This is a genomic window from Lactobacillus sp. ESL0785 (assembly GCF_029395455.1).
Taxonomy (GTDB): Bacteria; Bacillota; Bacilli; order Lactobacillales; family Lactobacillaceae; genus Lactobacillus.
The window spans coordinates 1,335,449-1,361,947 of sequence record NZ_CP113916.1; the positions used below are offsets into that span (position 1 = coordinate 1,335,449).

The window sequence follows — 26,499 nt, forward strand, 5'->3', positions numbered from 1 at the left end:
GTTAATAACTCCCTTCCACTAATCTTTCTTCAATGCTTCTTCACTAAGAATTGTTTTAATTCTAGCGATATTCTTGCGGACTTTGCTTAGACGAGCGGTATTTTCTAATTGACCCGTTGCTTGTTGGAAACGCAAGTTAAAGAGTTCTTCTTTATATTGCTTTTCTTTTTCTAACATTTGATCAGTGGTTAGTGTTCTGATATCCTTAGCCTTCATTAGAATTGCCACCTACTTCCGAACTTTTAGTCACAAACTTACATTTGATTGGTAACTTAGTTGAAGCAAGTCGTAAAGCTTCACGAGCAGTAGCTTCATCAACGCCACCAATTTCAAACATAATCTTTTCTCTTTTTACTACAGCTACCCAACCGGCTGGTGCACCTTTACCAGAACCCATACGTACACCAACACCTTTAGCAGTGTATGACTTTTGTGGGAAAATTCTGATCCAAACTTTACCGCCACGCTTCATGTAACGAGTCATCGCAACACGAGCAGCTTCAATTTGTTGAGTAGTAATCCAGTGAGATTCGAGGGCTTCTAAGCCATATTCACCAAAGGCAATAGTCTTACCACCTTTAGCAGCACCACGCATCTTACCACGGAATTCACGACGGTGTTTTACTCGTTTTGGTACTAAAGGCATTATTTGTTTCCTCCCTTCACTGTTTTTGCGGGATTCTTACTCTTTGAAGGCAAGACCTCACCACGATTGATCCAAACTTGGACACCAATTTCACCATAAGTAGTGTAGGCATTTACCCAAGCATAATCAATATCAGCTCTCAAAGTTTGTAAAGGAACTCGACCTTCAGTATGCCATTCTCTTCTTGCCATGTCAGCACCATTCAAACGACCAGAAGTTTGAACTCTGATTCCTTTGGCACCAGCACGCATAGATCTTTGAGTAGCTTGACGAATTGCACGTCTAAAAGCAATACGAGCTTCAAGCTGGCTAGCAATACTATCAGCTACTAACTTAGCATCAAGATCTGGCTTTTTAATTTCAACAATATTGACGTGGACTTGTTTCTTAGTTAAAGCATTTAATTCTTTTCTTAAAGCTTCAACTTCAGAACCACCTTTACCAATTACCATACCTGGTTTTGAAGTATTAATTGAAACGTTGATTCTGTTTGCTGCACGTTCAATTTCAACAGTAGAAACAGAGGCATCTTTTAACTTTTTAGAAATGAATTTTCTGATGCGCAGATCTTCATTTAAAGTTTCTTTGTATCCTCTGTCAGCATACCATTTAGATTCCCAATCGCGAATAACGCCGAGACGGAAACCATTTGGGTTAATCTTTTGACCCATTAATATACCTCCCTTAATCGTTCTTTTCTGAAACTACTACAACTATATGGCTTGTTCTCTTATTAATAGGTGAAGCCATACCCTTGGCACGTGGCCGGAATCTCTTCAAAGTTGCACCTTCATTTACATATGCTTCTGATACATAAAGATTGGCACTTTCAAGATCATAGTTGTGTTCTGCGTTAGCAATAGCTGAACGTAAAACTTTTTCAACGATTGGGGAAGCAGCTCTAGGCGTAAATTCTAAGATTGCCAATGCTTCAGCAACGTCTTTGCCGCGAATCAAGTCAACGACTAAACGAGCTTTTCTTGCAGCAATTCGAACAGTTCTTGCTTCAGCCCTAGCTGAACTAATTTGTTCTGCCATTTAAGTGTTTCTCCTTTCTTTAAGCTTTTGAAGTAGCCTTATCATCAGATGTCTTGTGTCCACGGAAAGTTCTCGTTGGAACAAATTCACCTAACTTATGGCCAACCATGTCTTCAGTAATATAAACTGGAACATGTTTTCTACCATCGTAAACAGCTATAGTCAAACCAACAAAGGAAGGGAAAATAGTTGAACGACGTGACCAAGTTTTAATAACTTGCTTCTTTTCTGCGTTTTCTTGAGCTTCGACCTTCTTAAGCAATGATGCATCAGCAAAAGGTCCTTTTTTAATACTACGGCTCATTAATTAACCCTCCTTCTATTACTTACTACCCTTACGGTGACGAATAATTAACTTCTCGCTAGCTTTCTTACTATTTCTAGTCTTAACGCCGCGACTCTTCTTACCCCAAGGAGTCATAGGTTGTGGACGACCAACTGGAGCCTTACCTTCACCACCACCATGTGGGTGATCGTTAGGGTTCATTACAGAACCACGAGATTGTGGACGTCTGCCTAACCAACGACTACGGCCAGCTTTACCTAATTGAATTAATGAATGTTGTTCATTACCAACAACACCAACAGTAGCACGACAAACTGACAAGATCTTACGAACTTCACCACTTTGTAATCTAACTAAGGCGTAATTGCCATCGAAGCCCAAAACTTGAGCACTAGCACCAGCACTTCTTACAAGCTGTCCACCCTTACCTGGCTTCAATTCAATGTTATGAATTGAAGTACCAGTAGGAATGTTCTTTAATGGTAAAGCATTACCTGGTTTAATATCTGAATTAGCACCAGATTCAACAATATCGCCAACTTTTAAGCCTTTAGGTGCCAAAATGTAAGCTTTAATACCGTCAGTGTAGTGAAGAAGTGCAATATTAGCAGTTCTGTTTGGATCGTATTCGATAGATTTAACAACTGCTTTTGCATTATCTTTATTACGTTTAAAATCGATAATACGGTACTTTTGCTTGTGACCACCACCACGGTGTCTACTTGTAATATGACCATATGAGTTACGACCTGCTGTATGTGATTGTGATTCAAGCAAGGTACGTTCTGGCTTGCTCGTCGTAATCTCAGCAAAGTCGGAAGAAGTCATATTACGGCGACCATTTGTGGTTGGCTTATAAATCTTAATAGCCAATTGACTGACCTCCTATTACTTATTCTCTTCTTTGTTTTCGTCTTTGAAAATTTTAATGTCATTTGAATCGTTAGTTAAAGTAACAATTGCTTTACGGGTACGTGCAGTCTTACCAGTGTAACGACCAACACGTTTATCTTGACCACGAACGTTCATGATATTAACTTTCTTAACTTTAACATCAAAAATTTCTTCAACAGCGTTACGAACTTGAGTCTTGGTTGCAGTTAAAAGCACGTTGAAAGTGTACTTCTTATCATCCATTAAGTTCGTTGACTTTTCAGTAATGACAGGTCTTAAAATGATATCGTGTGCACTCATTTCTTTGAAGCCCCCTCAACATTCTTTTCAATCTTTTCTACAGCATCCTTAGTCAAGATTAATTTGCCATAATTGACAACATCTTCAACATTTACGCCGTTAATTGGAATAACCTTAACATTAGTCAAGTTCCGAGCTGAAAGTTGTACATTCTTGTCGTCTGAAACAACTAATACTTTACCTTCAACCTTTAAACTGTCTAACAATGACTTAAATTCTTTAGTCTTAGGAGCTGACATTGTCAACTGGTCTAAAACAATTAAATCTTGATCAATCAATTTTTGGGAAAGAACTGACTTGATAGCCAAACGACGTTGCTTTCTTGGCATTGAATATGCATATGAACGTGGAGTTGGTCCAAAGACAACACCACCGCCGCGCCATTGTGGAGATCTGATGGAACCTTGACGAGCACGTCCAGTACCCTTTTGCTTCCATGGCTTCTTACCACCACCGCGAACAGCAGATCTATTCTTAACTTTTGAAGTACCTTGACGTCTCCCAGCTCTTTGTCTGATGATTGCGTCAAAGACAACACTTTCATTTGGTTTAATACCAAATACTTCATCATTTAAAGTAACTTCACCAGCATCTTTACCTTTTTGATCGATAACCTTTAAATTAGCCATTCTAGTCCTCCTTCCTATTTATTAATCTTAACAGCAGATTTAACAGTAATTAGTGAGTTCTTAGCACCTGGAACGTTGCCTTTAATCAATAAAACGTTCTTATCTGCTACAACTTTTTCAATTACTAAGTTTTCAATGGTAACTTTCTTCATTCCCATGTGACCTGGCAAACGCTTGCCCTTTGGTACACGGTTAATGATGGAACCCATTGAACCAGGGATTCTGTGGTATCTAGAACCGTGAGTCTCTGGCCCACGTGATTGGCCCCAACGCTTGATGTTACCTTGGTATCCATGACCTCTTGTAATTCCAGTAACGTCTACAACGTCACCTTCCTTAAATGTGTCCACAGTAACTTCTGAGCCGACTTCGTAGTCCTTAAGCTCAACTCCGCGGATTTCACGAATGAAGCGCTTAGGCGAAGTCTTTGCTTTTGCAGCATGACCTTTTTCTGGTTTGTTGCTCAAAACTTCACGTTTATCTTGGTATCCTAATTGAACTGCTTCGTAGCCGTCTGATTCAACAGTCTTAACTTGCATAACAACGTTAGGAGTTGCTTCAACAACAGTTACGGGCACAAGGATACCATCTTTAGTGAAGACTTGAGTCATACCGACTTTTCTTCCTAAGATTCCTTTGGTCATGATTACACCTCTTTCTTTTTAAAAATTATAATTTGATTTCGATGTCAACGCCGCTTGGAAGATCAAGCTTCATTAAAGAATCAACAGTCTTAGGTGTTGGATTTAAAATGTCGATTAAACGCTTGTGCGTACGCATTTCAAATTGTTCACGTGAATCCTTGTTCTTGTGTGGTGAACGTAGAACAGTGAATAAAACCCTTTCCGTTGGTAGTGGGACTGGACCTGAAATTTCAGCACCAGTTCTCTTAGCAGTAGCTACAATCTTAGCAGCTGATTCATCGAGAATACCATGTTCGTAAGACTTAAGTCTAATACGAATAGATTGACTTGCCATTGAATTACCTCCTTAACGTCTTCTTTTAAAAGATGACTAGCCTCCGCAAAAATTACCGGTAACACCTCTGTGGCAATGCAGCCTGGTGTGCCGCAACCTTTTGCATCAACGCTTTACAACAAATACATGCTTTAAGACATAGTATGTCCTAAATGCACAAAGACTAGTATACCTGCTCCTTGTTGAAATATCAAGGATTTGAGGCACTTTTATTTTATTTTTTTGGTTTTTTACTGCCCAAAATAATTTTTAAGAATAAATTTGCCAATAAAAAAGAGTCATTGGCTATACCAATGACTCGATTAAAGTTTGAAACTTTAGCAATATTTTTAATTAATAAGAATTATTCGGTCTTGCCGCCGCGCTTCTTAATAATTTCTTCTTGAATTGACTTAGGAGTTGCTGAGTAGTGATCAAATACCATTGTAAATGTACCACGACCTTGAGTTGATGAACGCAAAGTAGTTGCATAACCAAACATTTCAGCAAGTGGAACCATTGAATTCAATACTTTAGCACCTGAACGGTCTTGCATATTGTCCATCGTACCACGACGAGCAGTAATTGAGCCCATTACATCACCTAAGTATTCTTCTGGAGTAATTACTTGAACCTTCATAATTGGTTCAAGAATTACAGCACCAGCCTTAGGAGCTGCATTTCTCAAAGCAAGTGAAGCAGCAACCTTGAAGGCAGCTTCTGATGAGTCGACTTCGTGGTAACTACCATCGTAAAGCTTAGCCTTAACGTCAATTAATGGGTAACCTGCAAGAATACCATTCTTCATTGATTCTTGAAGTCCAGCATCTACTGAAGGGATAAATTCACGCGGAACAACACCACCGACAATGGCATCTTCGAATTCGTAGCCTTTACCTCTGTCATTTGGTGTAAATTCAATCCAAACGTCACCGTATTGACCCTTACCACCAGATTGACGAACGAATTTACCTTGAGCCTTAGCAGGCTTAGTAAATGTTTCACGGTAAGCAACTTGTGGTTCACCAATTTTAGCTTCTACGTGGAATTCACGCTTCATCCGTTCAACCATGATTTGCAAGTGCAATTCACCCATTCCGGAAATTAAAGTTTGACCAGTTTCAGCATTAGTTTCAGCTCTGAAAGTTGGATCTTCTTCAGTCAGCTTTTGCAAAGCAACATCAAGCTTATCACGATCAGCCTTTGATTCAGGTTCAATTGAAACTTGAATAACTGGATCTGGAACTTCCAAACTTTCCAAAATCAATGGATGATCTGGATCAGTTAATGAGTCACCAGTAGTAGTGTTCTTCAAACCAATGGCACCAGCGATATCACCTGAGAAAACTTCTGGAATTTCTGTTCTTGAGTTAGCGTGCATTTGCAATAAACGACCAACACGTTCACGACTATTCTTAGAAGCGTTTAATACGTATGAACCTGATTCAAGAGAACCAGTGTAAACACGGATATAAGTCAAACGACCAACAAATGGATCAGTAGCAATCTTGAAGGCTAAAGCTGAAAATGGCTTATCGTCACCGGCTACCAATTCTTCTTCTTCACCAGTCTTAGGATCATGAGCAATATATGGCTTAACGTCTACTGGAGATGGCAAGTAATCAACAACACCATCAAGCATCATTTGGACACCCTTGTTCTTGAATGCTGAACCGGCAAATACTGGGAACAATTCCAAGTTCAAAGTTGCTTTACGAATAGCTGCCTTTAACTCATCAATGGAAATTTCCTTACCATCAAGGTATTTTTCCATAATGTTATCATCAACATCAGCAACTTGTTCGATTAATGCACTACGACGCTTTTCAGCTTCTTCCTTGTATTCGTCAGGAACTGGAACAGTATCCCACTTAGAACCAAGCTTATCTTCATCATAAACATCAGCAACCATGTTGATTAAGTCAATGACACCTTCAAAGGTTTCGGCAGAACCAATTGGCATTTGAACAGCCAAAGCATTAGCATTCAAACGTTCGTGCAAAGACTTAACAGAATTATCAAAGTCTGCACCGATCTTGTCCATCTTGTTAACAAAAACAATCCGAGGAACACCATAAGTTTCAGCTTGACGCCAAACATTTTCAGTTTGTGGTTCAACACCAGCTTGGGCATCAAGAACAGTTACGGCACCATCAAGAACCCGAAGTGAACGTTCAACCTCGATTGTGAAGTCAACGTGTCCTGGTGTATCAATGATGTTAATCCGGTAGTCTTTCCATTGTGCAGTCGTAGCGGCTGAAGTAATGGTAATACCACGTTCCTTTTCTTCGTCCATCCAGTCCATCTGGCTGTCACCCTCATGGGTTTCACCAATCTTGTGGATTTTACCAGTGTAGTAAAGGATACGTTCAGTAGTGGTAGTCTTACCCGCATCAATGTGGGCCATGATACCAATATTACGTGTCTTTTCTAATGGAAATTCACGCTTATTAGCCATAAATTTTTATCTCCTTAAAAAATATATTGATCAAATTAGAAGCGGTAGTGTGCAAATGCACGGTTAGCTTCAGCCATACGGTGAACATCTTCACGCTTCTTAACTGCTGAACCAGTGTTATTTGAAGCATCGATGATTTCGTTAGCTAAACGTTCATCCATCGTGTGTTCATTACGTAAACGAGCGTATGATACAAGCCATCTTAAACCCAAAGTAGTTCTTCTTTCTGGACGAACTTCAACTGGGATTTGGTAGTTTGAACCACCAATCCGGCGAGCTCTAACTTCCAAAACTGGCATAATGTTATTCATAGCTTCTTCAAAAACATCAAGTGGTTCCTTGCCAGTCTTATCTTTAACGATGTTGAAAGCATCATAAAGGATTGAAGATGCCTTAGCTCTCTTACCGTCAACCATCAAGTGATTGATTAACTTAGTAACAAGCTTTGAGTTATAAACTGGATCTGCTAAAACGTCTCTTTTAGTTATATGTCCTTTTCTAGGCATTATTTAACTCCTCCTTAATCTTTCTTAGCACCGTACTTAGAACGGCCTTGTTTTCTGCCGTCAACACCAGCAGTATCAAGGGCACCACGAATAATATGGTAACGTACACCAGGAAGGTCCTTTACACGACCACCACGGATTAACACAACCGAGTGCTCTTGCAAGTTGTGGCCTTCACCTGGGATGTAGGCAGTAACTTCAATTAAGTTAGAAAGACGAACACGAGCATACTTACGCAAAGCTGAGTTTGGCTTCTTTGGTGTCATTGTACCAACACGAGTTGCAACCCCACGCATTTGTGGAGCTGGGTTGAATACTAATTCTTTCTTCATACTGTTGTAGCCATAGCTTAAAGCTGGTGACTTTGATTTAGTCGTCTTAGTGTGACGGCCTTTTCTTACCAATTGGTTAATAGTTGGCATTAACTTTTTCCTCCTAAAAAAACTGTTTATTCTGTTCACACATCCAGGAGTTTCTTTTTTAGCTCCTAAATTATCATCAAAACATACAAAGACTATTGTACTCGCTTTTTTTCAGAAAGCAATCTTTTTCTATAATAAAAAAACAAAATGAATTTTTTAACGTATTTGCTAATGAGGTAACAAAATGAATTGGATCTATACACTAACTAACTTTTTAATCGGCTCATGTCTTGCATCCCATGCTGCCGTTATCTGTGATCGCTGGGAAACAAGTGATTTTATTTTTAGCCGCTCACACTGCAATAATTGCTATACTGAACTCAATCTACTTGATGAGTTACCAATTATTTCTTATTTTTGGCTGCATGGTAAATGTCGTTATTGCCACAACCTAATTCCAACCAAACTACCGATCATCGAAATAATCGGTGGTCTTGCATTTAGTTCACTTAATTTCAGCAGCATTGAAGATCTTTTCACTGCGATTATTATTTTTAGTATCTTACTTGCTGCAATTTGTGATTACGAACAGCATGAATTTTATCTTATCATGCTACTACCAGCGATTATTCTTGCACTGACTAAGAGCCCTGATCTTTTGCATTTTCAGCTACTTGACGATCTTGAATTTTTACCGCTCCTTTTAATACTGACATATTATGTTTACCGACAAAAATTAGGCAGTGGTGATCTACTTATTTACCTAATTTTAGCTCTCTATTTCAGTCCGCACTTTGCAAATACAGTATTTTTACTTGGAGCAATTTTTTCTCTTGGCTATTTCGTAAATCAAGGAAAAAAGCGGTTAGCATCAAAGCCAATCGCTTTTGTACCCTGTCTATTTTTGGGTCTTACTATACAACTTTTATTCAAATAAAATAGCGTCCCTACTCACGTAGAAACGCTATTTATTTTAAATTATTTTTGTGGTTCCTTAGCTTTGTCAGCTTCCTTCATCTTTTTCTCAATATCAGCAATTGAGTAAACAGACTTAGGTTTCTTAACATCAGCTTCAGGTTCCATATTCCGGTAAACAGGAAGACCAGTACCAGCCGGAATAATTTTACCAATAATAACATTCTCTTTTAATCCTAATAATGGATCATTCTTGCCTCTAATTGAAGCATCAGTCAAAACACGTGTAGTTTCCTGGAATGACGCAGCTGACAAGAAACTATTAGTTTCAAGGGCAGCCTTCGTAATTCCCAAAATAACACTTTGAGCAGTTGCCGGAATACCACCAGAAATTATAGCCGACTTGTTTTGCTCCTTAAAATCACCGATATCCATTACTTGACCAGGCAAGAGATCAGTTTCACCTGGATCAAGAACCCGAACTTTTTGTAGCATTTGCCGAGTTAAGACTTCGACGTGCTTGTCAGAGATATCTACACCCTGCATTCTATAGGCTTTTTGAACTTCAACTAAGATATATTCTTCAGTTGTCAAAGTATCAGTTACTTGAATCAATTCCTTTGGATCAACTGAACCTAAAGTCAGCTTATCACCACGTTTAACGTAGTCACCTTCAGCTACGGCAACAGAAGCAGTATAAGGGATACTATAACTTCTAGTATCGATCTTACCTTTAACCGTAATTTCACGCGTATGCTCAGCTGGGTTTTCTTGAATTGAATCAATCACACCATCAACTTCAGAAATAATTGCTCGACCTTTAGGATTACGAGCTTCAAACAATTCTTGCACACGAGGAAGACCCTGAGTAATATCTTCAGCACCAGCAACACCACCGTTGTGGAAAGTCCGCAAGGTTAACTGTGTACCAGGTTCACCAATTGATTGAGCAGCAACAGTACCAACTGCTTCGCCGACTTCAACTTCTTCACCTGTAGCTAAGTTCATTCCATAACACTTGCGACAAACACCATGCGGTGTATCACAAGTCAAAATTGAACGAATCTTAACATCAACAACACCAGCGTCACAAATTTTATGTGCCAAGTTTTCATCCATCATGGTATCCGGACCAATGATTGCTTCACCAGTCTTTGGATCCTTAACAGTTTCAGCAGTGAACCGACCAAGCAAACGATCATAAAGTGGCTCAATTAATTCGTCACCTTCCATGATTGCATGAACATGAATACCACGATCAGTACCACAATCATCATCACGAATAATCACATCTTGAGCAACATCAACTAACCGCCGCGTTAAGTAACCTGACTGTGCAGTCTTCAAGGCCGTATCAGTCATTCCCTTACGGGCACCGTGAGTAGACATGAACAGTTCCAAAACTGACAAACCTTCCTTAAAGTTTGACGTAACTGGAATTTCAAACAGTCCACCGTTAGGCGTAGCCATCAAGCCCCGCATTCCGGCTAGCTGCGTAAAGTTAGAAATGTTACCACGAGCACCAGAGTCAGCCATGATCGTAATTGGGTTACGTGGGTCATAAATTTGTGCAATTTCGTTTTGAACTTGATCCTTACACTCATTCCAAATACTGATAACCCGATCGTGTCGTTCCTGCTCAGTGATCAAGCCTCGTCTAAATTGCTTAGAAACAACATCAACTTGCTTGTGAGCTTTAGCAACCTTTTCATCTTTATCTTGAATTTCAGGAACATCAGTCATTCCAATAGTAATACCAGAAGTAGTTGAACTTGTATAACCTAATTTCTTCAAATCATCAAGATATTCAGAGGTTCTTTGTACCTTGTAATACTTGTAAATTGTCGCAATGGAATCAGATAGGAAAGATTTCTTAAATGGTGTTGCAACTAATTCATCACCAACATTGTCGATCTTTTCGTGAATATCTTCCCCAGGCTCTAAGAAATACTTAGCAGCTAGAGGACTATTTAAGTTTTCTTCAGTTGGTTCGTTAATGTAGAAATAGTCTTTTGGCGTAATTTGGTTAAAAATCAACCGACCATAAGTGGTAATAAAAATTCCATGTTCATAACCCTTAGGCCAAGACTTTTGTGGCATTGAATCAGCAGACATGCCAATAATTGTGTGGTAATGAATATCACCATTATTGTAAGCAACAGTTGCTTCTGCAGGTGAATTGAAGATCATGCCTTCACCCTCACGACCACGTTCAGCTTGCGTTAACCAGTAGTTACCCAAAACAATATCCTGTGATGGCGTAACAATTGGCTTACCATCCTTAGGTGCCAAGATATGGTGCGCAGCTAGCATTAACAGTCGTGATTCAGCAACAGCTTCATCTGACAAAGGAACATGAATCGCCATCTGGTCCCCATCAAAGTCGGCATTATAAGCTTCACAAGCTAATGGATGCAACCGAATGGACTTACCTGGAACCAGCACTGGTTCAAAGGCCTGAATACTCAACCGGTGCAAAGTAGGGGCCCGGTTTAACAGAACTGTTCTTTCCTTAATAACGTCCTCAAGTACATCCCAGACATCATCATCTTCACGGTCAATCTTCCGCTTAGCACTCTTAATGTTTGAAGCAATCTTTCGCTTAACTAACTCGTGCATTACAAATGGTTTGAACAATTCCAAAGCCATTGGTCGTGGAACACCACATTGATAGAACTTCAATTTTGGCGAAACATCAATAACTGAACGGCCAGAATAGTCAACACGTTTACCAAGCAGGTTTTGACGGAACCGGCCTTGCTTACCTTTAAGCATGTGCGACAATGACTTCAGTGGCCGGTTACCTGGACCAACAACTGGCCGTCCGCGACGACCATTATCAATTAAGGCATCTACAGCTTCTTGCAGCATCCGCTTTTCATTTTGCACAATAATATTTGGCGCATTAAGATCAAGCAAACGCTTTAACCGATTATTCCGATTAATTACTCGACGGTACAAATCATTCAAATCAGAAGTAGCAAACCGACCACCTTCAAGTTGAACCATTGGCCGTAAGTCCGGTGGGATAACTGGAACAGCATCAATAACCATCCATTCTGGCTTATTACCAGAATCTTTAAAGGCATCTAAAATATCTAGCCGTCTAATTGCCCGCGTCCGTTTTTGACCAGTCGCTGTTTCCAATTCTTTCTTTAAATCGGTAACTTCTTTAGCCAAATCTACTTTACGGAGCAAGTCACGAATAGCTTCAGCACCCATTTTTGCAACAAAGCGATTACCATATTTTGTTTTTTGTTCACGATATTCAACTTCTGTCATTAACTGCTTAAATTCAAGATCCGTATCACCAGGATCGATTACGATGTAAGCAGCAAAATAAATTACTTCTTCCAATAATCTTGGTGACATATCAAGAATTAAGCCCATCCGTGACGGAATACCTTTAAAGTACCAAATATGAGTAACAGGTGCAGCTAATTCAATGTGCCCCATCCGTTCTCTTCTAACCTTAGCAGAGGTTACTTCAACCCCACAGCGATCACAAACGATTCCACGGTAGCGAACACCCTTGTATTTACCACATGCACAGGCCCAATCTTTAGTTGGCCCAAAAATTCTTTCATCAAATAAACCGTCTTTTTCTGGCTTTAAGGTACGGTAGTTAATTGTTTCTGGCTTCTTAACTTCACCGTATGACCAGCTGCGAATCTTATTAGGCGATGCAAGACCAATTTGCATGCTTTCAAACTTATTTACGTCGATCAAAAGTTTAACCCCCCTACTTATTTAGAAATCTTGTTATCATCGTCAGACTTATCTACAGTCTCTACCTTTTCAGACTCTTTAGCTGTTTTTTCTTCATCGTCAGACTTAGCAGTTTCTTCGGCTAACTTCTTCTTTTGTTGTTCTTCAGCCATCTTCGATAATGTATCAATGTTCAAATGCTCATTTGAATCATCATCCATATCACGTAATTCAATTTCTTTGTGATCCATGTCCAGAACCCGAATATCCAATCCTAATGATTGTAATTCTTTAACAAGAACTCGGAATGATTCAGGAACACCTGGTTTAGGAATTCTTTCGCCCTTAACGATTGCTTCATACGCTTTAACCCGGCCAACAACGTCATCTGACTTATAGGTCAAAATTTCTTGCAGCGTGTAAGCAGCACCGTAAGCTTCAAGAGCCCAAACTTCCATTTCACCAAACCGCTGACCACCAAATTGTGCTTTACCACCAAGAGGCTGCTGGGTAACAAGTGAGTAAGGCCCAATTGAACGTGCATGAATCTTATCGTCAACCATGTGCGTCAACTTCAGATAGTGCATAATTCCAACTGAAACTCGGTTATGGAATGGTTCACCCGTACGGCCATCATAAAGAACAGTCTTACCGTCTTTATCAATACCAGCTTTATGAACTGTATCCCAAACATCATCTTCACTAGCACCATCAAATACTGGTGTAGCAACGTGAATACCCAAGTTATTAGCAGCACGGCCTAAGTGTAATTCAAGCAACTGTCCGATGTTCATACGCGAAGGAACACCCATTGGGTTCAAACAAATATCAACTGGTGTACCATCTGGTAAGTATGGCATATCTTCTTGTGGAACAACTGCCGCAACCGTACCCTTGTTACCGTGACGACCAGACATCTTGTCTCCAACCTGGATCTTACGTTTTTGTGCAATGTAAACACGAACTAACGTATTAACACCTGGTGAAAGTTCATCGCCCTTTTCACGTGTATAAACTTTTACATCACGGACAATTCCGCCACCACCATGTGGTACACGCAAAGAGGTATCACGGACTTCACGCGCCTTTTCACCAAAAATAGCATGTAATAATCTTTCTTCAGCTGATAATTCAGTTACACCCTTAGGCGTTACCTTACCAACTAAAATATCACCATCGTGAACTTCAGCACCAATGCGAACAATTCCTTGACCGTCAAGGTCCTTTAATGCATCTTCACCAACATTTGGCAACTCACGTGTAATTTCCTCTGGACCAAGCTTCGTATCCCGAGCTTCAGATTCGTAATCTTCAATACTGATTGAAGTATAAACGTCATCTTTAACTAACCGCTCAGACAGCATAATAGCATCTTCGTAGTTGTACATGTTCCAAGTCATGAAAGCAATAACAGGGTTTTGACCCAAAGCTAGTTCACCATGATCCATTGTTGGACCATTAGCAATAACTTCACCTTCAACAACCTCATCACCTAATTTAACATTTGGTGTTTGGTTGTAGGACTTCGAGTTATTAGAACGACGGTACTTTTCAAGAACATATTCATCCAAAGTACTGTCGGCACGTCTAATTCTAATCGTGTTAGCATCAACATATTCAACTTTACCTGCAGCCTTGGCAATCAGTGCCGCACCTGAATCATGAGCAGCACGATATTCCATTCCAGTACCAACAAGAGAACTATGAGGGTTAATCAATGGCGCAGCCTGACGTTGCTGGTTAGCACCCATCAAAGCCCGGTTAGAATCATCGTTTTCCAAAAATGGAATACATGCAGAAGCAACAGAAACAACCTGCTTAGGAATAACATCCATGTAGTCAATCTTATCAGGTTTAACTTCGACGTTATCTTCCTTAGAACGAGCCAAAATCAACTCTTCTTTAAATGAACCATCTGGATTAAGAGGCGTATTAGCTCCCGCAATGATGTAATTATCTTCAACATCAGCTGTTAAGTAATCAATCTTGTCAGTAACCTTGTGGGTCTTCCAAGAAACGCGACGGTAAGGTGTTTCAATAAAACCATACTTGTTAATTACAGCATAAGTTGCTAGCGAGTTAATCAAACCAATGTTTGGTCCTTCTGGCGTCTCAATTGGACACAAACGACCATATTGCGTATAGTGCACGTCACGAACTTCATAACCAGCACGGTCACGTGTCAAACCACCAGGCCCTAAAGCAGACATCCGCCGCTTATGTGTTAATTCACCTAGCGGGTTATGTTGATCCATAAACTGTGACAGTTGTGAGGAGCCAAAGAATTCCTTAATGCTGGCAACAATTGGTCGAATATTGATTAATTGTTGTGGGGTAACAGTTGAAGGATCTTGAATTGACATTCTTTCACGTACAACTCGTTCCATTCTGGCTAAACCAATTCTAAACTGGTTCTGCAGCAATTCACCAACCCGACGAATCCGCCGATTACCCAAGTGGTCAATGTCATCAATACTGCCAATACCATCTTGCAACAACAAGAAGTAATTAATTGAAGCCAAAACATCAGCTGGAGTTAAATACTTAGCATTTTTATCAATATGTCCGTTGGACATCATCTTCACAACGCGTTCAGGATTTTCTTTTGAGTAAACTTTGATTTCTTGAACGTTAATTGGATCTGGTAAAACACCTTCTTTAGATGGTTCATAAGTAACCATCTTAAAGTCGTCACGATCAAGGTACTTTTCCAAAGTATCCATTACTTCGTGAGTTACAACAGTACCCTTCTTAGCAATAATTTCACCAGTATCTGGGTCTGCCAATGTTTCTGCCAATGTTTGACCGTATAAACGATTCTTCAATGATAGTTTCTTGTTGACCTTATAACGACCAACTGGTGCCAAGTCATAACGACGTGGATCGAAGAAACGTGCATACAGCAATGAACGTGAAGAATCCGTAGTCTTCGGCTCACCTGGACGTAATCTTTCATAAACGTCCTTTAAAGCTTCAGCAACCCGTGAATCAGCTGGATTTTTATGAACATCCTTATCCAAAGTGAATTGTAAAGTATCACTTTGACCAAACATATCTAAAATATCGCTGTCTGAGCCAATTCCCATTGCTCTAATTAAAACAGTCAACGGCAGCTTACGCGTCCGGTCTACTCGAACATAAGAAACATTCTTGGCATCAGTTTCATATTCCAACCATGCACCACGATTAGGAATAACCGTGGTACCAAAAATTTGCCGACCATTCTTGTCATAATCACCTGAGTAATAAACACTTGGTGATCTAACTAACTGTGAAACGATAACTCTTTCAGCACCGTTAATAATAAATGAACCTGATTCTGTCATCAATGGCAAATCGCCAAAGAAAACGTCCTGGGTCTTAATTTCACCGGTTTTTTGGTTAGTTAATTTTAAAGTAACGTGCATTGGTGCTGAATAAGTCGCATCGTGATCACGTGCTTCATCAACAGTATACTTAGGCTTTTGCAGTTTATAGCCCATATATTCCAATGAAAGTTTACCCGAAAAGTCACTAATCGGCATAATGTCATCGAAGACTTCTTTAATACCTTCATCCAAAAACCACTTATATGATTCGGTTTGTACATCGGTCAAGTTAGGCAGTTTTAATACTTCTTTAATTCGTGAAAAACTACGTCTTGTTCGGTGTTTACCATAGTTCACTACGTGTCCATTTAACAAGGAGAAAACATCCTTTCTGTATAGAGAAAGCAAATATTACATTTCGTTTACAAATTCAAAAGGCTGAGAATTTAAGCATAAAAAAGACAAAAACAACCACGTCGTTTTTGTCTTTTATTATTCTGCTGGACAATATATCAGCAAAATTCTGAACTTCAGCCTTTTTAATCATACTCAAGAGTAACAAAATTCACTAAATATGTCAATTAGTTTAATTAATACCAACTAGTTCTGTGACCGCATTTTTTACAACCTCAAACTTCAAGCGATTGTGACTGCTGCCGATCTTTAACAAATCACCTTTTTGTAGGTCACCTTTAACTAGCATTGTCGCAATTTCATCTTCAATATCCGTTTGAATTGCCCTTCTTAATGGTCGTGCACCCATTTCTGGATTATAACCATCTTGAGCAATCTTATCTAAAGCTGCACGTGATAACTTAAGTGTAATCCACTGTTTCTGCAGACGCTTAACTAACTTTTGCGTTAATAACGTGACAATTTGCCGCAATTCAGTCTTGCCCAATTCATCAAAAATAATTGTTTCATCAATACGATTTAAAAATTCTGGACGGAAAAACTGTTTTAATGCTTGCTTAACTCGTTCACGTCGCATCTTAACTTGACTTGAATTATCTGCATTAAAGCCAACAGCCTTAGTTTCAAAGAGTGAACGTGACCCTAAGTTAGAGGTCATGATAATAATTGTGTTGCGAAAATCTATCTTCCGTCCCTTAGAATCCGTCAAAAAGCCATCATCTAAAACTTGCAGCAACAAGTTAAACACATCTGGATGAGCCTTTTCAACTTCATCAAGCAAAATAACTGAATAAGGATGCCGACGCACTTTTTCTGATAATTGACCGCCCTCATCGTAACCAACATAGCCTGGTGCTGAACCAATTAACTTACTGCTTGCAATCTGATCCATGTATTCAGACATATCAATGCGAATCAAATCATCTTCTGAACCAAACATTGTTGCGGCAATAGCCTTAGCTAATTCAGTCTTGCCAACACCAGTTGGCCCTAAGAACAAGAAGGACCCAATTGGCCGATTTTCATCTTTGATCCCACTGCGACTACGGCGAACAGCACGGCTAACTGCAGAAACTGCCTTGTCCTGGCCAATGATCCGTTTGTGCAAATTCCGTTCAAGATTAGCTAACTGCTTAGTTTCATTCCGGTTCATTTGCGTTACGGGAACTCCCGTCCAATTAGAAACAACTTGTGCTACATCTTCAGGCTGTACAATAGCTCGTCGATCAACTTGTTGTTCTAAGCGCTCAGCTAGTTGATCGCGCTTCAACTGCAAACTATTCTGTCGCTCCTGCAATTTAGCAGCTTCAACAAAATTTTGGTTAACTGCAGCTTGATTTTTTTGACCAAGCACCTTTTTAATCTGCTCGTCAACTTGCAGTAACTGATTATCAGGTGCCTTACCAGTTCTAATTTTAACCGCTGCACTAGCTTCATCAACTAAATCAATTGCCTTATCAGGTAGATAACGATTAGAAATATAACGTCTGGACAAGTCCACAGCATCTTCTAAAGCAGCTTGCGTTATTTTAACATGATGGAACTTTTCGTATTTTTCTTTTAAGCCAGTTAAAATCTGTAAAGATTCTTCACGTGATGGTTCATTCAACCGAATCTGTTGAAAGCGGCGAGCTAATGCTTGATCTTTTTCCACATACTTCTGATATTCATCAAAAGTTGTTGCACCAATCATTTGAATGTCGCCGCGAGCCAAAGATGGTTTTAAAATATTGGCTGCATCGATTGATCCTTCAGCGCCACCAGCACCAATCAAGGTATGCATTTCATCAACAAAAAGAATAACTTTACCATCTTTAGTAATTTCTTTAATAATTTTCTTCATTCGGTCTTCGAATTCACCACGGTACTTAGTCCCAGCAACTAAGCCACCAAGATCAAGAGAAATTACGCGCTTATTAAGCAAGTCGTGCGGAACTTTTTTGGCTACAATGGCGGTTGCAATGGCTTCGGCTACGGCCGTTTTACCAACACCGGGTTCACCAATTAAAACGGGATTATTTTTTGTCCTTCTCGACAAAATTTCAATTACTCGTGCAATCTCGTGGTCACGACCAATTACGGGATCAATTTGCCCATTTTCAGCCCGCTCATTCAAGTTAACTGACACTTGATCAAGTGTTGGTGTTGTGCTTTTTGATTGGTTGGCATTTAATTCTGTTGTTCCTGCACCAACCCAATCACTATCAGTATCTGTATTCTCATTTTGACCTAAACTACGTCGAGCATCATCCTGCAAACTTTGAATATTGATATTCAAATTACGTAAAATCGTTGCTGACAAAACTTGCTCACTTGAAATTAACCCTAATAAAATATGGCTAGTTTTAACTTCAGAACCATCACGCTCAGCTAAACTTCCAGCATAAGCCAAAGCCATACTTAAACGTGGTGACATTTCCATATAACTAGTTTTAACAGCAGAACCATAACCTGTATAACGTTCAATTTCTTCACGAATAGCAGTTGGCGTTGCGCCCCAAGCCCGCAAATCCTTGCCGGCTTCGCCATCTGATTCAATTACCATCGCTAACAATACATGCTCAGTACCAATTAGCCGATGATGAAAATTTTGTGCTTGTTCACGTGCAATTTCTAATACCTGATTTGCACTTTTACTGTAAGAGTTCTTCATCATAGCACCACCTTTAAAATAACGTGAATTTTCTCAATTCTTTGTCTTCATAATATCAATTAATTAGCTTAATATATTTCACGTCAAAAACATTGCAACCATTATAGCAAAGACTAAGCTTGCATGCTAATATTCCTTCTTTTACTTAAATTAGAGCAGAAAAAAACTGTTCGCTAGACGAACAGTCATTATCTTATCGGGAAAACAGGATTCGAACCTGCGACCTCTACGTCCCGAACGTAGCGCTCTACCAAGCTGAGCTATTTCCCGTTTTAATAAAAAAACTCACCAAGCGGTGAGTCTTTTATTATAGAGCGGAAGACGGGATTCGAACCCGCGACCCCCACCATGGCAAGGTGATGTTCTACCACTGAACTACTTCCGCAAGACAAATATTATTATAGCAAACGATTTTAATTTTGCAAACCTTTTTTGCAAAAAAAATGAGAAATTCTGCAAAAGAATTTCTCATTTAGCATTAAAGCTTGATTTAACAGCTTATTAGACCAAATTATTTTTTAGCTTTTTTCTTTAAATCTGCTTGTACTTCACGATCTATATCCTCAACCTTTTCTGGACGCATAGTTGGGAAGAGCAAAACATCCCTAATTGCTGGAGCATCTGTCAGCAGCATAACTAATCGATCAATACCGATCCCAAGTCCACCTGTTGGCGGCATCCCGTATTCCATTGCGCGCAGGTAGTCTTCATCAATCATATCAGCCTCATCATTACCAGCTTCACGTTCAGCCATTTGGGCTTCAAACCGTTCACGCTGGTCATCTGGATCATTTAATTCTGAAAAGGCATTACCATATTCTTCGCCCATGATGTAAATTTCAAACCGGTCAGTAAAACGCGGATCTTCGGCATTTTTCTTGGCCAAAGGTGAAATTTCAACAGGATGACCATAGACAAAGGTTGGATCAACAATGGTTTCTTCACAATACTTTTCAAAGAAAGCATTAATAATGTGACCAACTTTCCAAAAACTTTCTACCTTAATATCGTGATCTTCAGCAATCTTAGTTGCTTCTTCAACACTCATCTTTTGCCAGAAGTCAACGCCAGTCTTTTCTTTAATTAAATCAACCATGTGAACACGGCGATATGGCTTACCTAGATCAATATTTGTTCCTTGATAAGTAACCTTCCCATCTTTAGAAACAACTTCAGCAGCAGCTCGAATAATTCCTTCTGCTTCATCCATAACATCGTGGAAGTCCCAGTATGCAGCATAAGTTTCCAATTCAGTAAATTCAGGGTTATGGTGCGTGTCTAAGCCTTCATTTCTAAAAACCCGACCAATTTCATAAACTCGTTCCATATCACCAACAATCAACCGCTTAAGTGGCAATTCCAGCGCAATCCGCATGTATAAGTCAATATCCAAAGCATTATGATGCGTAATAAATGGGCGCGCTTCTGCACCACCAGGAATATTGTGCAAAACTGGTGTTTCAACTTCCAAGAAGTCTTTCTTATTTAAGAAGTCACGGATTGCTTGGATAATCTTGGTCCGGTTAACAAAACGCTGATAACTCTCACGATTAGTAATCAGGTCTAAGTAACGTTGCCGGTAAATTTGTTCAACATCCTTTAAACCATGATACTTATCAGGCAGCGGCCGCAAAGCTTTTGACAAAAAGGTAACGTGCGTTGCCCGAATGGTTAATTCACCAGTATCGGTCTTCATTACTTCGCCGTCAATTCCTAAAAAGTCACCAATATCAGACTTTTTAAAAATTTTGTAATTATCTTCGCCAACAATATCTTTACGAACGTAAATTTGAATTTTGCCAGTACGATCATAAAGGTCAGCAAAGCCTACTTTGCCCTTACCACGTTTAGCAAGCATTCTGCCAGCTACCTTAGTCTTCGGCATATCATTATTCAATTCATCTTTATCATCAGCGTGATACTTTTCATTTAACGTCTTCGCCAAATCTTGCCGATCAAATTTTCTCATGCCAAATGGTTCTATTCCGTTTTCACGTAATTCTTCCATCTTTTGGCGCCGAACGATTAATTGATCATTCATTTCAGTTTTTGCCAATTACTTTTCCTCCATTACTATATAGTTTCAAGCCGTCGAGCAGTCTTTTGTGCCTGACGTTTTTCATAATCATCAACAAAGTTATCAAGCAAGTCATAAACTTCTTGTGCTGTCCAGACTTCATTTATTTTAGCACGTGTTCTAGCTGAACGGGGCACGCCCTTTAAATAATAAGCAGCTTGCTGACGAAATTCTGGCACCGCAATTTTTTCACCCTTAAGATCAACTAAAGCCTGTAATTGGTGCTCCGCTGTTGCCACTTTTTCTCGGACCGTCTGCGGTTTTAAATGCTCGCCAGTTTCTAAATAATGCGTCATGTCTTTTAAAATCCACGGATTACCCAGAGCAGCACGGCCAACCATTACAGCTGTTGAACCAATTTCCTTTAATGCCTTTTCTGCTAATTCTGGCGTTGTAATATCGCCATTAGCCACAAACGGCACGTCAAGTACTTGCGCAACATCATGCAGAGTTTCCCAATCAGCATGGCCTTGATACATTTGCTTACGTGTTCTACCGTGCATCGCAATCATACTGGCGCCAGCTTCCTGTGCAGCCAGAGCATTTTCAACCGCAAAAATATGCTTGCGATCCCAACCAATCCGCATTTTAACGCTCACTGGTTTAGAAACATTTTGCACAACTGCATGTACCATTTGATAAATCTTATTGGCATCAAGCAGCCACTTAGAACCAGCATCCGTTTTTGTGATTTTCGGTACCGGACAGCCCATATTAATATCAATAATATCAGCATCTGTATGCTGATCAATATATTGTGCTGCCTCAAGTAGTGTTTCTTCAGTTCCCCCAAAAATCTGAATACTCATCGGGTGCTCACGCGGATCAACTTTCATCATTGACATTGTTTTTTTATTACGGTAAATGATTCCATGATCAGAAATCATCTCACAAACAACCATTCCAGCGCCGAATTCTTTACAAATCATCCGAAAAGCCGAATTTGAAACTCCAGCCATCGGTGCGACCACAACGCGATTAGGAATAGTAAGATCGCGAATCTTCCAACTATTATCCACCAAATCATCCTTTCAAATACTTTAATATCATAACAAAAAAGACTAATCAAGCAAACTGTCACGTTAGTAATCAAGCCCAAGAACGAACAATGATATTATTTTTCAAGAAAGAACTTGTCAGGTGCAACACGATTATAATAGCGCAAATAGGCCTTCTTACTCTGATCATCAACTGTAAAATTAATTACCCCAGCATTCTGCATCTCACCAACTAGTGCAATATCTGCAATGCCCAAAATATTTTGTACCATCGAGCGTGAAGCTGTTCCGTGAAAGACCAATAGGACAGCTTCATTTTCATGTTTAGTAACCAGATCATGCCAAAAGTCCATTAAACGGGCAGCTAAGTGCTGATAACTTTCACCAGTACAAAAATCACTATAATTATCCTTAAAATAGCCTAATTCATCAAATACTTGTGGATACCGAGCCTGCAACTCCCGCGTATCTTTGCCGTCCCAATTACCATAATTCATTTCTTGTAAGCGATCATCGGTAATAATTTGGTGCTGACCACGATCTAAAATTTCTGCTGTCTGTTGAGCACGAAGTAAGGGGCTAGCATATACAGCGTCAATTTTATTAATGTCAAAGCTATCACGTAAAGCTTCAACCTGCTTAATCCCGGTTTCATTCAAAGGTAGGTTAGTCGCTGACCCATTAATAGCTCCGGTTTTGTTTGTATCGGTTTCACCATGGCGCACGATATAAATATTTAACATCTGTTACACTCCTTTTTGTCTTTGCTTAACCCTTTTATTATAATCAAAATTGGTATTGACCGCACCCTGATTTTTAACTATCCTTAAAATAATTAATATCTAAGGAGACAATTGATGAATTTTATTAAGGAAATTACCATTGGCTGTCGGTTTTTATTAGAATGTGCTACCATAATTGGTATCTTCAGCGGTGTGTTTATTAAGCGAGATTTTTCAAGCAAAATAATTTTTGCCCTAATCGCGATCATTATTTACTTAGTCTGGGCGCGATATGGTGCGCCGCATTCATCTCATGCTCTCACCAGTTATGCCAAACTAATATTAGAAGTTATTATTTACGCTACCGGCTGCATTTGCTGGATAATCATCTTTGGTAAATACACTGGTAGCATCTATTCGGCACTTGCTGTAATTGATTTAGTTTTGATGTACCTACTCCAAATTGAACAGCTCTAATTCAAAGCAAACACAGAATTAATATTCCTTGTTTGCTTTTTTCTTAGCTAAAATTGCTTTTAATTCAGCTTCAGTATAGTGATACTTGTTACCGCAAAAGCTGCAAGTTAATTCCGCACCATGATCTTCATTAATCATTTGCATTAGTTGATCAACCTTCAGAGTTGCCAAAATTTTCGCATACTTTTCTTTAGAGCAGTCACATTGATAAGCAACGGGATCTTTTTCCAATATTTTACAGTCTGTTCCCAAAATCTTGCGTGCCAAATCCTCTGGTGTCATACCCGCTAAAAACGAGGTTGACAATGCCGGTAAATCATCAATATGTTTAATTGTCTTAGTAATCAAACTTTCACTTGCTCCTGGTAAGGCTTGCAGCATAAAACCACCAGCTTCACCAATCGTGTTGTTGGGATTAACAAAGACTGACAAACCAACAGCTGATGGAATTTGTTCCGACTTAGTAAGATAGTAGGCCACATCCTCAGCAATTTCGCCTGAAACAATTGGCACCTGGCCTGTATAAGGTTCTTTAAGGCCCAAATCTTTCGTTACTTCAAGCCAGCCTTGACCAACTGCTTTTTTAACATCAATGTGGCCATCTTTACGCGGCGGTAAAGCAATGTGTGGGTTTTTGATATATCCCTTAACGGTCAAGTCTGATTGCGCAGTGACAACCGTTGGACCAACTGGGCCATTACCAAGAAGTCTGACCGTTAATTCTTCTTTATCTGTCAACTCTGCACCGGCTAAAAGTACCCCAGCCACTAATGTCCGTCCCAATACAGCTGAAGAGGCTGACCAAGTATCATGCCGAGTTTGTGCTTCTTGTACCAAATCTTGTGCCGTTACCGTTAATAAGCGTAAATTTTTTGTTTTATCAATTGCTTTAATTAAATAATCACTCATTATTATTCTCCTAAAAAAATAGAGCCTGTCAAAAGGCCCTATTAATTATTAATCTTGTTGATCATCTGAAGAATGATCATTTTCCTTATTTGCAGAATCTGAATCGGCCTCATGAGTCTTCTCTGGATTTTCCGGATTATGCTCCTCAACTTCTTCGTTCTTCTTCATAGGTGTTTGCGCTTCTTCTTCAGCATGAGCATGCTTAGCATCTTCGTCTTGCTTTTCTTCACTATCAGCAGTTATTGCCTGATGATTTTCCTTCTTTTCAGCAGCTGCCTTAGCTTCTTCGTAAGTTAAAGCTTTAGATTCACTTGGATATTCTGGCATTTTTTCTGGCATTTTACCCGTTGTGTACAATGACATAATCTGCTTTTCATCCAAAGTTTCATACTTAAGTAGTGCTTCAGCAATAATACGGTGTTTTTCCCGGTTATTTTTGACAATTTCAACTGCTTTAGCATGCGCCTCATCAAGCAATTTCTTAACAGCTTCATCAATCTTAGCAGAAGTTGCCTCACTGTATGACTTAAAGCCATAAGGATCAGTTTGACCTTCTTTTTCAAGTTCAACCATTCCCAAGGAATCAGTCATTCCGTAATTAACCACCATACTGTGAGCAATTTGCGTTGCCTGCTCAAAGTCATTTGAAGCACCAGTTGACTGGTCACCAACGACGACCTCTTCACCAGCACGACCACCCATTAAGCCGACAATTTGTTCCATTAATTGCTTCTTAGTCAACAAGAATTGGTCATCCTTAGGCAACATCAAGTTATAACCGCCTGTCCGACCATGCGGCACAATTGTAACCTTACGCACAGTCCGTGAATCACTTAAGACCAAGCCACAAATTGAGTGACCCGCTTCATGGAAAGCGACGCGTTCACGTTCTTTCTTAGAAATCATGCTGTTCTTCTTTGCTGGTCCGGCAATTACTCGATCTTCAGCTTCGTCAAGATCCTGCGCTGTAATTTCTGTACCATTACGGCGTGCTGCTAACAATGCTGCTTCATTCAGTAAATTAGCCAAATCCGCTCCGACGAAGCCGGGAGTTTGCCGAGCAATCTCTTTTAAGTCAACGTCTGCAGCGAGTGGCATGTTCTTAGCATGAACCCGTAAAATTGCTTCACGACCACGAACATCAGGTGAGCCAACCAATATTTTCCGATCAAATCGACCAGGACGCATTAAAGCTGGATCAAGCACATCAGAACGGTTAGTCGCAGCAATTACGATTACACCTTCATTGCCTTCAAAGCCGTCCATTTCAACCAATAATTGGTTCAATGTCTGCTCACGCTCATCGTTACCACCGCCACCAGCGTTACTACCACGCTGGCGACCAATCGCATCAATTTCATCAATAAAGATAATACTTGGCGCATTTTTCTTAGCATTTGTAAATAAATCCCGCACACGGCTAGCACCAACACCGACAAACATTTCCACAAAATCTGAACCAGAAATTGAGAAAAACGGAACATTGGCTTCACCAGCAACTGCTCGTGCCAATAAGGTCTTACCAGTACCCGGAGGACCTTCAAGCAATACACCTGACGGTATTTTAGCTCCTAACTTAGTAAACTTAGCCGGATTCTTTAAGAATTCAACTACTTCAACTAATTCCTGTTTCTCTTCTTCTTCACCGGCAACGTCAGAGAACCGAATTTTATTTTTCTTTGGATCTTCAGGCTTAACGTGCGAACGGCCAAAGTTCATAATGCCGCCGCTACCAGAGCCGCCACGACCACCAGTCTGGCTAATCATCATCCACAACATGACAATAAAGAGAATTGTCGGTACCAGCATGACGATTGTAGAAATCCAGTTACCTGACTGTGATTCTCCCTGAGTGGTCATTTTCGTATCGCTCTTTTGTGCTAATTCTTGCACATTGGCGACACTTGAATCATTTTGCAACATTGTCGTAGAAAAACGCGTGACTTTACCACCCGAATTACCACTGAAGAAGTCAAAACTATTTTTAGATTGGTTCTTACTTCCCTGTGCATCTTTATAACTACCTGAAACGGTATAAACACCATTAGCAGGCTGAACATTAAAGTTTTTAACTTTGCCTTGACGCAAATCTTTAACAAATTCTGAATAGCTAATATTTTCACTGCCGCCAGAATTATCGGAGCCGCCCAAAGCCCAGTTGATTCCTCCTAACAGAAGAAGAAAAGCAACTATATAGAATAAGGCGTTCGAAAACAGCCGATTCCGGTTATTCTTCATAAAA

The 26,499-nt window shown here is 39.8% G+C and carries 23 protein-coding genes and 2 tRNA genes; 2 read left to right on the top strand and 23 right to left on the bottom strand.

Going from position 1 to position 26,499, the window contains the following annotated elements; genetic code table 11:
• Window positions 1–18: 18 nt before the first annotated feature.
• The 13 genes from rpmC to rpsL form a co-directional block, all read right to left on the bottom strand.
• Window positions 19–216 (bottom strand): 50S ribosomal protein L29, encoded by a 198-nt coding sequence (gene rpmC, locus OZY43_RS06435; protein ID WP_277130580.1) that lies wholly within the window; start codon window positions 214–216, stop codon window positions 19–21.
• Window positions 206–646 carry a 50S ribosomal protein L16 gene (gene rplP, locus OZY43_RS06440; protein WP_277164230.1) on the bottom strand — a complete coding sequence of 147 codons (441 nt, stop codon included), beginning with the start codon at window positions 644–646 and terminating at the stop codon, window positions 206–208. The genes rpmC and rplP overlap by 11 nt, the downstream gene beginning before the upstream one ends.
• Window positions 646–1,317, bottom strand: a complete 672-nt coding sequence (gene rpsC, locus OZY43_RS06445) for a 30S ribosomal protein S3 (protein WP_277164231.1) — start codon at window positions 1,315–1,317, stop codon at window positions 646–648. The genes rplP and rpsC overlap by 1 nt, the downstream gene beginning before the upstream one ends.
• A 13-nt stretch (window positions 1,318–1,330) precedes the next feature.
• Window positions 1,331–1,684 carry a 50S ribosomal protein L22 gene (rplV, locus tag OZY43_RS06450; protein WP_277164232.1) on the bottom strand — a complete coding sequence of 118 codons (354 nt, stop codon included), beginning with the start codon at window positions 1,682–1,684 and terminating at the stop codon, window positions 1,331–1,333.
• Window positions 1,685–1,703: 19 nt separating this feature from the next.
• On the bottom strand, window positions 1,704–1,988 hold the full coding sequence (rpsS, locus tag OZY43_RS06455; RefSeq protein ID WP_277164233.1) for a 30S ribosomal protein S19: 285 nt from the start codon (window positions 1,986–1,988) through the stop codon (window positions 1,704–1,706).
• 18 nt (window positions 1,989–2,006) lie between these two features.
• Window positions 2,007–2,843, bottom strand: coding sequence for a 50S ribosomal protein L2 (rplB, locus tag OZY43_RS06460; RefSeq protein WP_277164234.1), 837 nt, complete (start codon window positions 2,841–2,843; stop codon window positions 2,007–2,009).
• A gap of 15 nt (window positions 2,844–2,858) precedes the next feature.
• Window positions 2,859–3,164, bottom strand: a complete 306-nt coding sequence (gene rplW / locus OZY43_RS06465; protein ID WP_277164235.1) for a 50S ribosomal protein L23 — start codon at window positions 3,162–3,164, stop codon at window positions 2,859–2,861.
• Window positions 3,161–3,793, bottom strand: a complete 633-nt coding sequence (rplD, locus tag OZY43_RS06470) for a 50S ribosomal protein L4 (RefSeq protein ID WP_277164236.1) — start codon at window positions 3,791–3,793, stop codon at window positions 3,161–3,163. The genes rplW and rplD overlap by 4 nt, the downstream gene beginning before the upstream one ends.
• A 14-nt stretch (window positions 3,794–3,807) precedes the next feature.
• Window positions 3,808–4,437, bottom strand: coding sequence for a 50S ribosomal protein L3 (gene rplC / locus OZY43_RS06475; protein ID WP_277164237.1), 630 nt, complete (start codon window positions 4,435–4,437; stop codon window positions 3,808–3,810).
• A gap of 25 nt (window positions 4,438–4,462) precedes the next feature.
• Complete coding sequence (rpsJ, locus tag OZY43_RS06480; protein WP_046327486.1) at window positions 4,463–4,771, bottom strand: 30S ribosomal protein S10; 309 nt, start codon at window positions 4,769–4,771, stop codon at window positions 4,463–4,465.
• 343 nt (window positions 4,772–5,114) lie between these two features.
• Complete coding sequence (fusA, locus tag OZY43_RS06485; RefSeq protein WP_277164238.1) at window positions 5,115–7,208, bottom strand: elongation factor G; 2,094 nt, start codon at window positions 7,206–7,208, stop codon at window positions 5,115–5,117.
• 35 nt (window positions 7,209–7,243) lie between these two features.
• On the bottom strand, window positions 7,244–7,714 hold the full coding sequence (gene rpsG, locus OZY43_RS06490; RefSeq protein WP_277164239.1) for a 30S ribosomal protein S7: 471 nt from the start codon (window positions 7,712–7,714) through the stop codon (window positions 7,244–7,246).
• Between the two features lie 14 nt (window positions 7,715–7,728).
• On the bottom strand, window positions 7,729–8,136 hold the full coding sequence (rpsL, locus tag OZY43_RS06495) for a 30S ribosomal protein S12 (protein ID WP_277149688.1): 408 nt from the start codon (window positions 8,134–8,136) through the stop codon (window positions 7,729–7,731).
• A 184-nt stretch (window positions 8,137–8,320) separates the two neighbouring features.
• Between rpsL and OZY43_RS06500 the strand changes: the two genes are divergently transcribed.
• Window positions 8,321–9,013 carry an A24 family peptidase gene (locus tag OZY43_RS06500; protein WP_277164240.1) on the top strand — a complete coding sequence of 231 codons (693 nt, stop codon included), beginning with the start codon at window positions 8,321–8,323 and terminating at the stop codon, window positions 9,011–9,013.
• Between the two features lie 41 nt (window positions 9,014–9,054).
• Here OZY43_RS06500 and rpoC read toward each other — a convergent pair whose 3' ends face one another.
• The 8 genes from rpoC to OZY43_RS06540 form a co-directional block, all read right to left on the bottom strand.
• The gene (rpoC, locus tag OZY43_RS06505) at window positions 9,055–12,720 is read right to left on the bottom strand and encodes a DNA-directed RNA polymerase subunit beta' (protein WP_277164241.1); all 3,666 of its coding nucleotides are present in this window, start codon (window positions 12,718–12,720) and stop codon (window positions 9,055–9,057) included.
• 17 nt (window positions 12,721–12,737) lie between these two features.
• Window positions 12,738–16,382: a DNA-directed RNA polymerase subunit beta gene (locus OZY43_RS06510; RefSeq protein ID WP_277164242.1), complete on the bottom strand. Its 3,645-nt coding sequence runs from the start codon at window positions 16,380–16,382 to the stop codon at window positions 12,738–12,740.
• Window positions 16,383–16,593: 211 nt separating this feature from the next.
• Entirely contained in the window at window positions 16,594–19,074 is a 2,481-nt protein-coding gene (locus OZY43_RS06515) for an ATP-dependent Clp protease ATP-binding subunit (protein ID WP_277166379.1), read from the bottom strand.
• Window positions 19,075–19,270: 196 nt separating this feature from the next.
• Window positions 19,271–19,344 (bottom strand) — tRNA-Pro (locus OZY43_RS06520).
• Between the two features lie 43 nt (window positions 19,345–19,387).
• Window positions 19,388–19,459: transfer RNA gene (locus tag OZY43_RS06525), tRNA-Gly, on the bottom strand.
• A gap of 126 nt (window positions 19,460–19,585) precedes the next feature.
• Window positions 19,586–21,130: a lysine--tRNA ligase gene (gene lysS / locus OZY43_RS06530; RefSeq protein ID WP_277164243.1), complete on the bottom strand. Its 1,545-nt coding sequence runs from the start codon at window positions 21,128–21,130 to the stop codon at window positions 19,586–19,588.
• 17 nt (window positions 21,131–21,147) lie between these two features.
• Window positions 21,148–22,170, bottom strand: a complete 1,023-nt coding sequence (gene dusB, locus OZY43_RS06535; protein WP_277164244.1) for a tRNA dihydrouridine synthase DusB — start codon at window positions 22,168–22,170, stop codon at window positions 21,148–21,150.
• A 95-nt stretch (window positions 22,171–22,265) separates the two neighbouring features.
• Complete coding sequence (locus OZY43_RS06540) at window positions 22,266–22,892, bottom strand: histidine phosphatase family protein (RefSeq protein WP_277164245.1); 627 nt, start codon at window positions 22,890–22,892, stop codon at window positions 22,266–22,268.
• A 114-nt stretch (window positions 22,893–23,006) separates the two neighbouring features.
• On the opposite strand from OZY43_RS06540, the gene OZY43_RS06545 reads away from it, so the two are divergent.
• Window positions 23,007–23,348, top strand: a complete 342-nt coding sequence (locus OZY43_RS06545; protein WP_277164246.1) for a DUF2568 domain-containing protein — start codon at window positions 23,007–23,009, stop codon at window positions 23,346–23,348.
• Between the two features lie 18 nt (window positions 23,349–23,366).
• On the opposite strand, the gene hslO is transcribed toward OZY43_RS06545, so the two are convergent.
• The gene (hslO, locus tag OZY43_RS06550) at window positions 23,367–24,257 is read right to left on the bottom strand and encodes an Hsp33 family molecular chaperone HslO (RefSeq protein ID WP_277164247.1); all 891 of its coding nucleotides are present in this window, start codon (window positions 24,255–24,257) and stop codon (window positions 23,367–23,369) included.
• 48 nt (window positions 24,258–24,305) lie between these two features.
• Entirely contained in the window at window positions 24,306–26,495 is a 2,190-nt protein-coding gene (ftsH, locus tag OZY43_RS06555; protein ID WP_277164248.1) for an ATP-dependent zinc metalloprotease FtsH, read from the bottom strand.
• Window positions 26,496–26,499 lie beyond the last annotated feature (4 nt).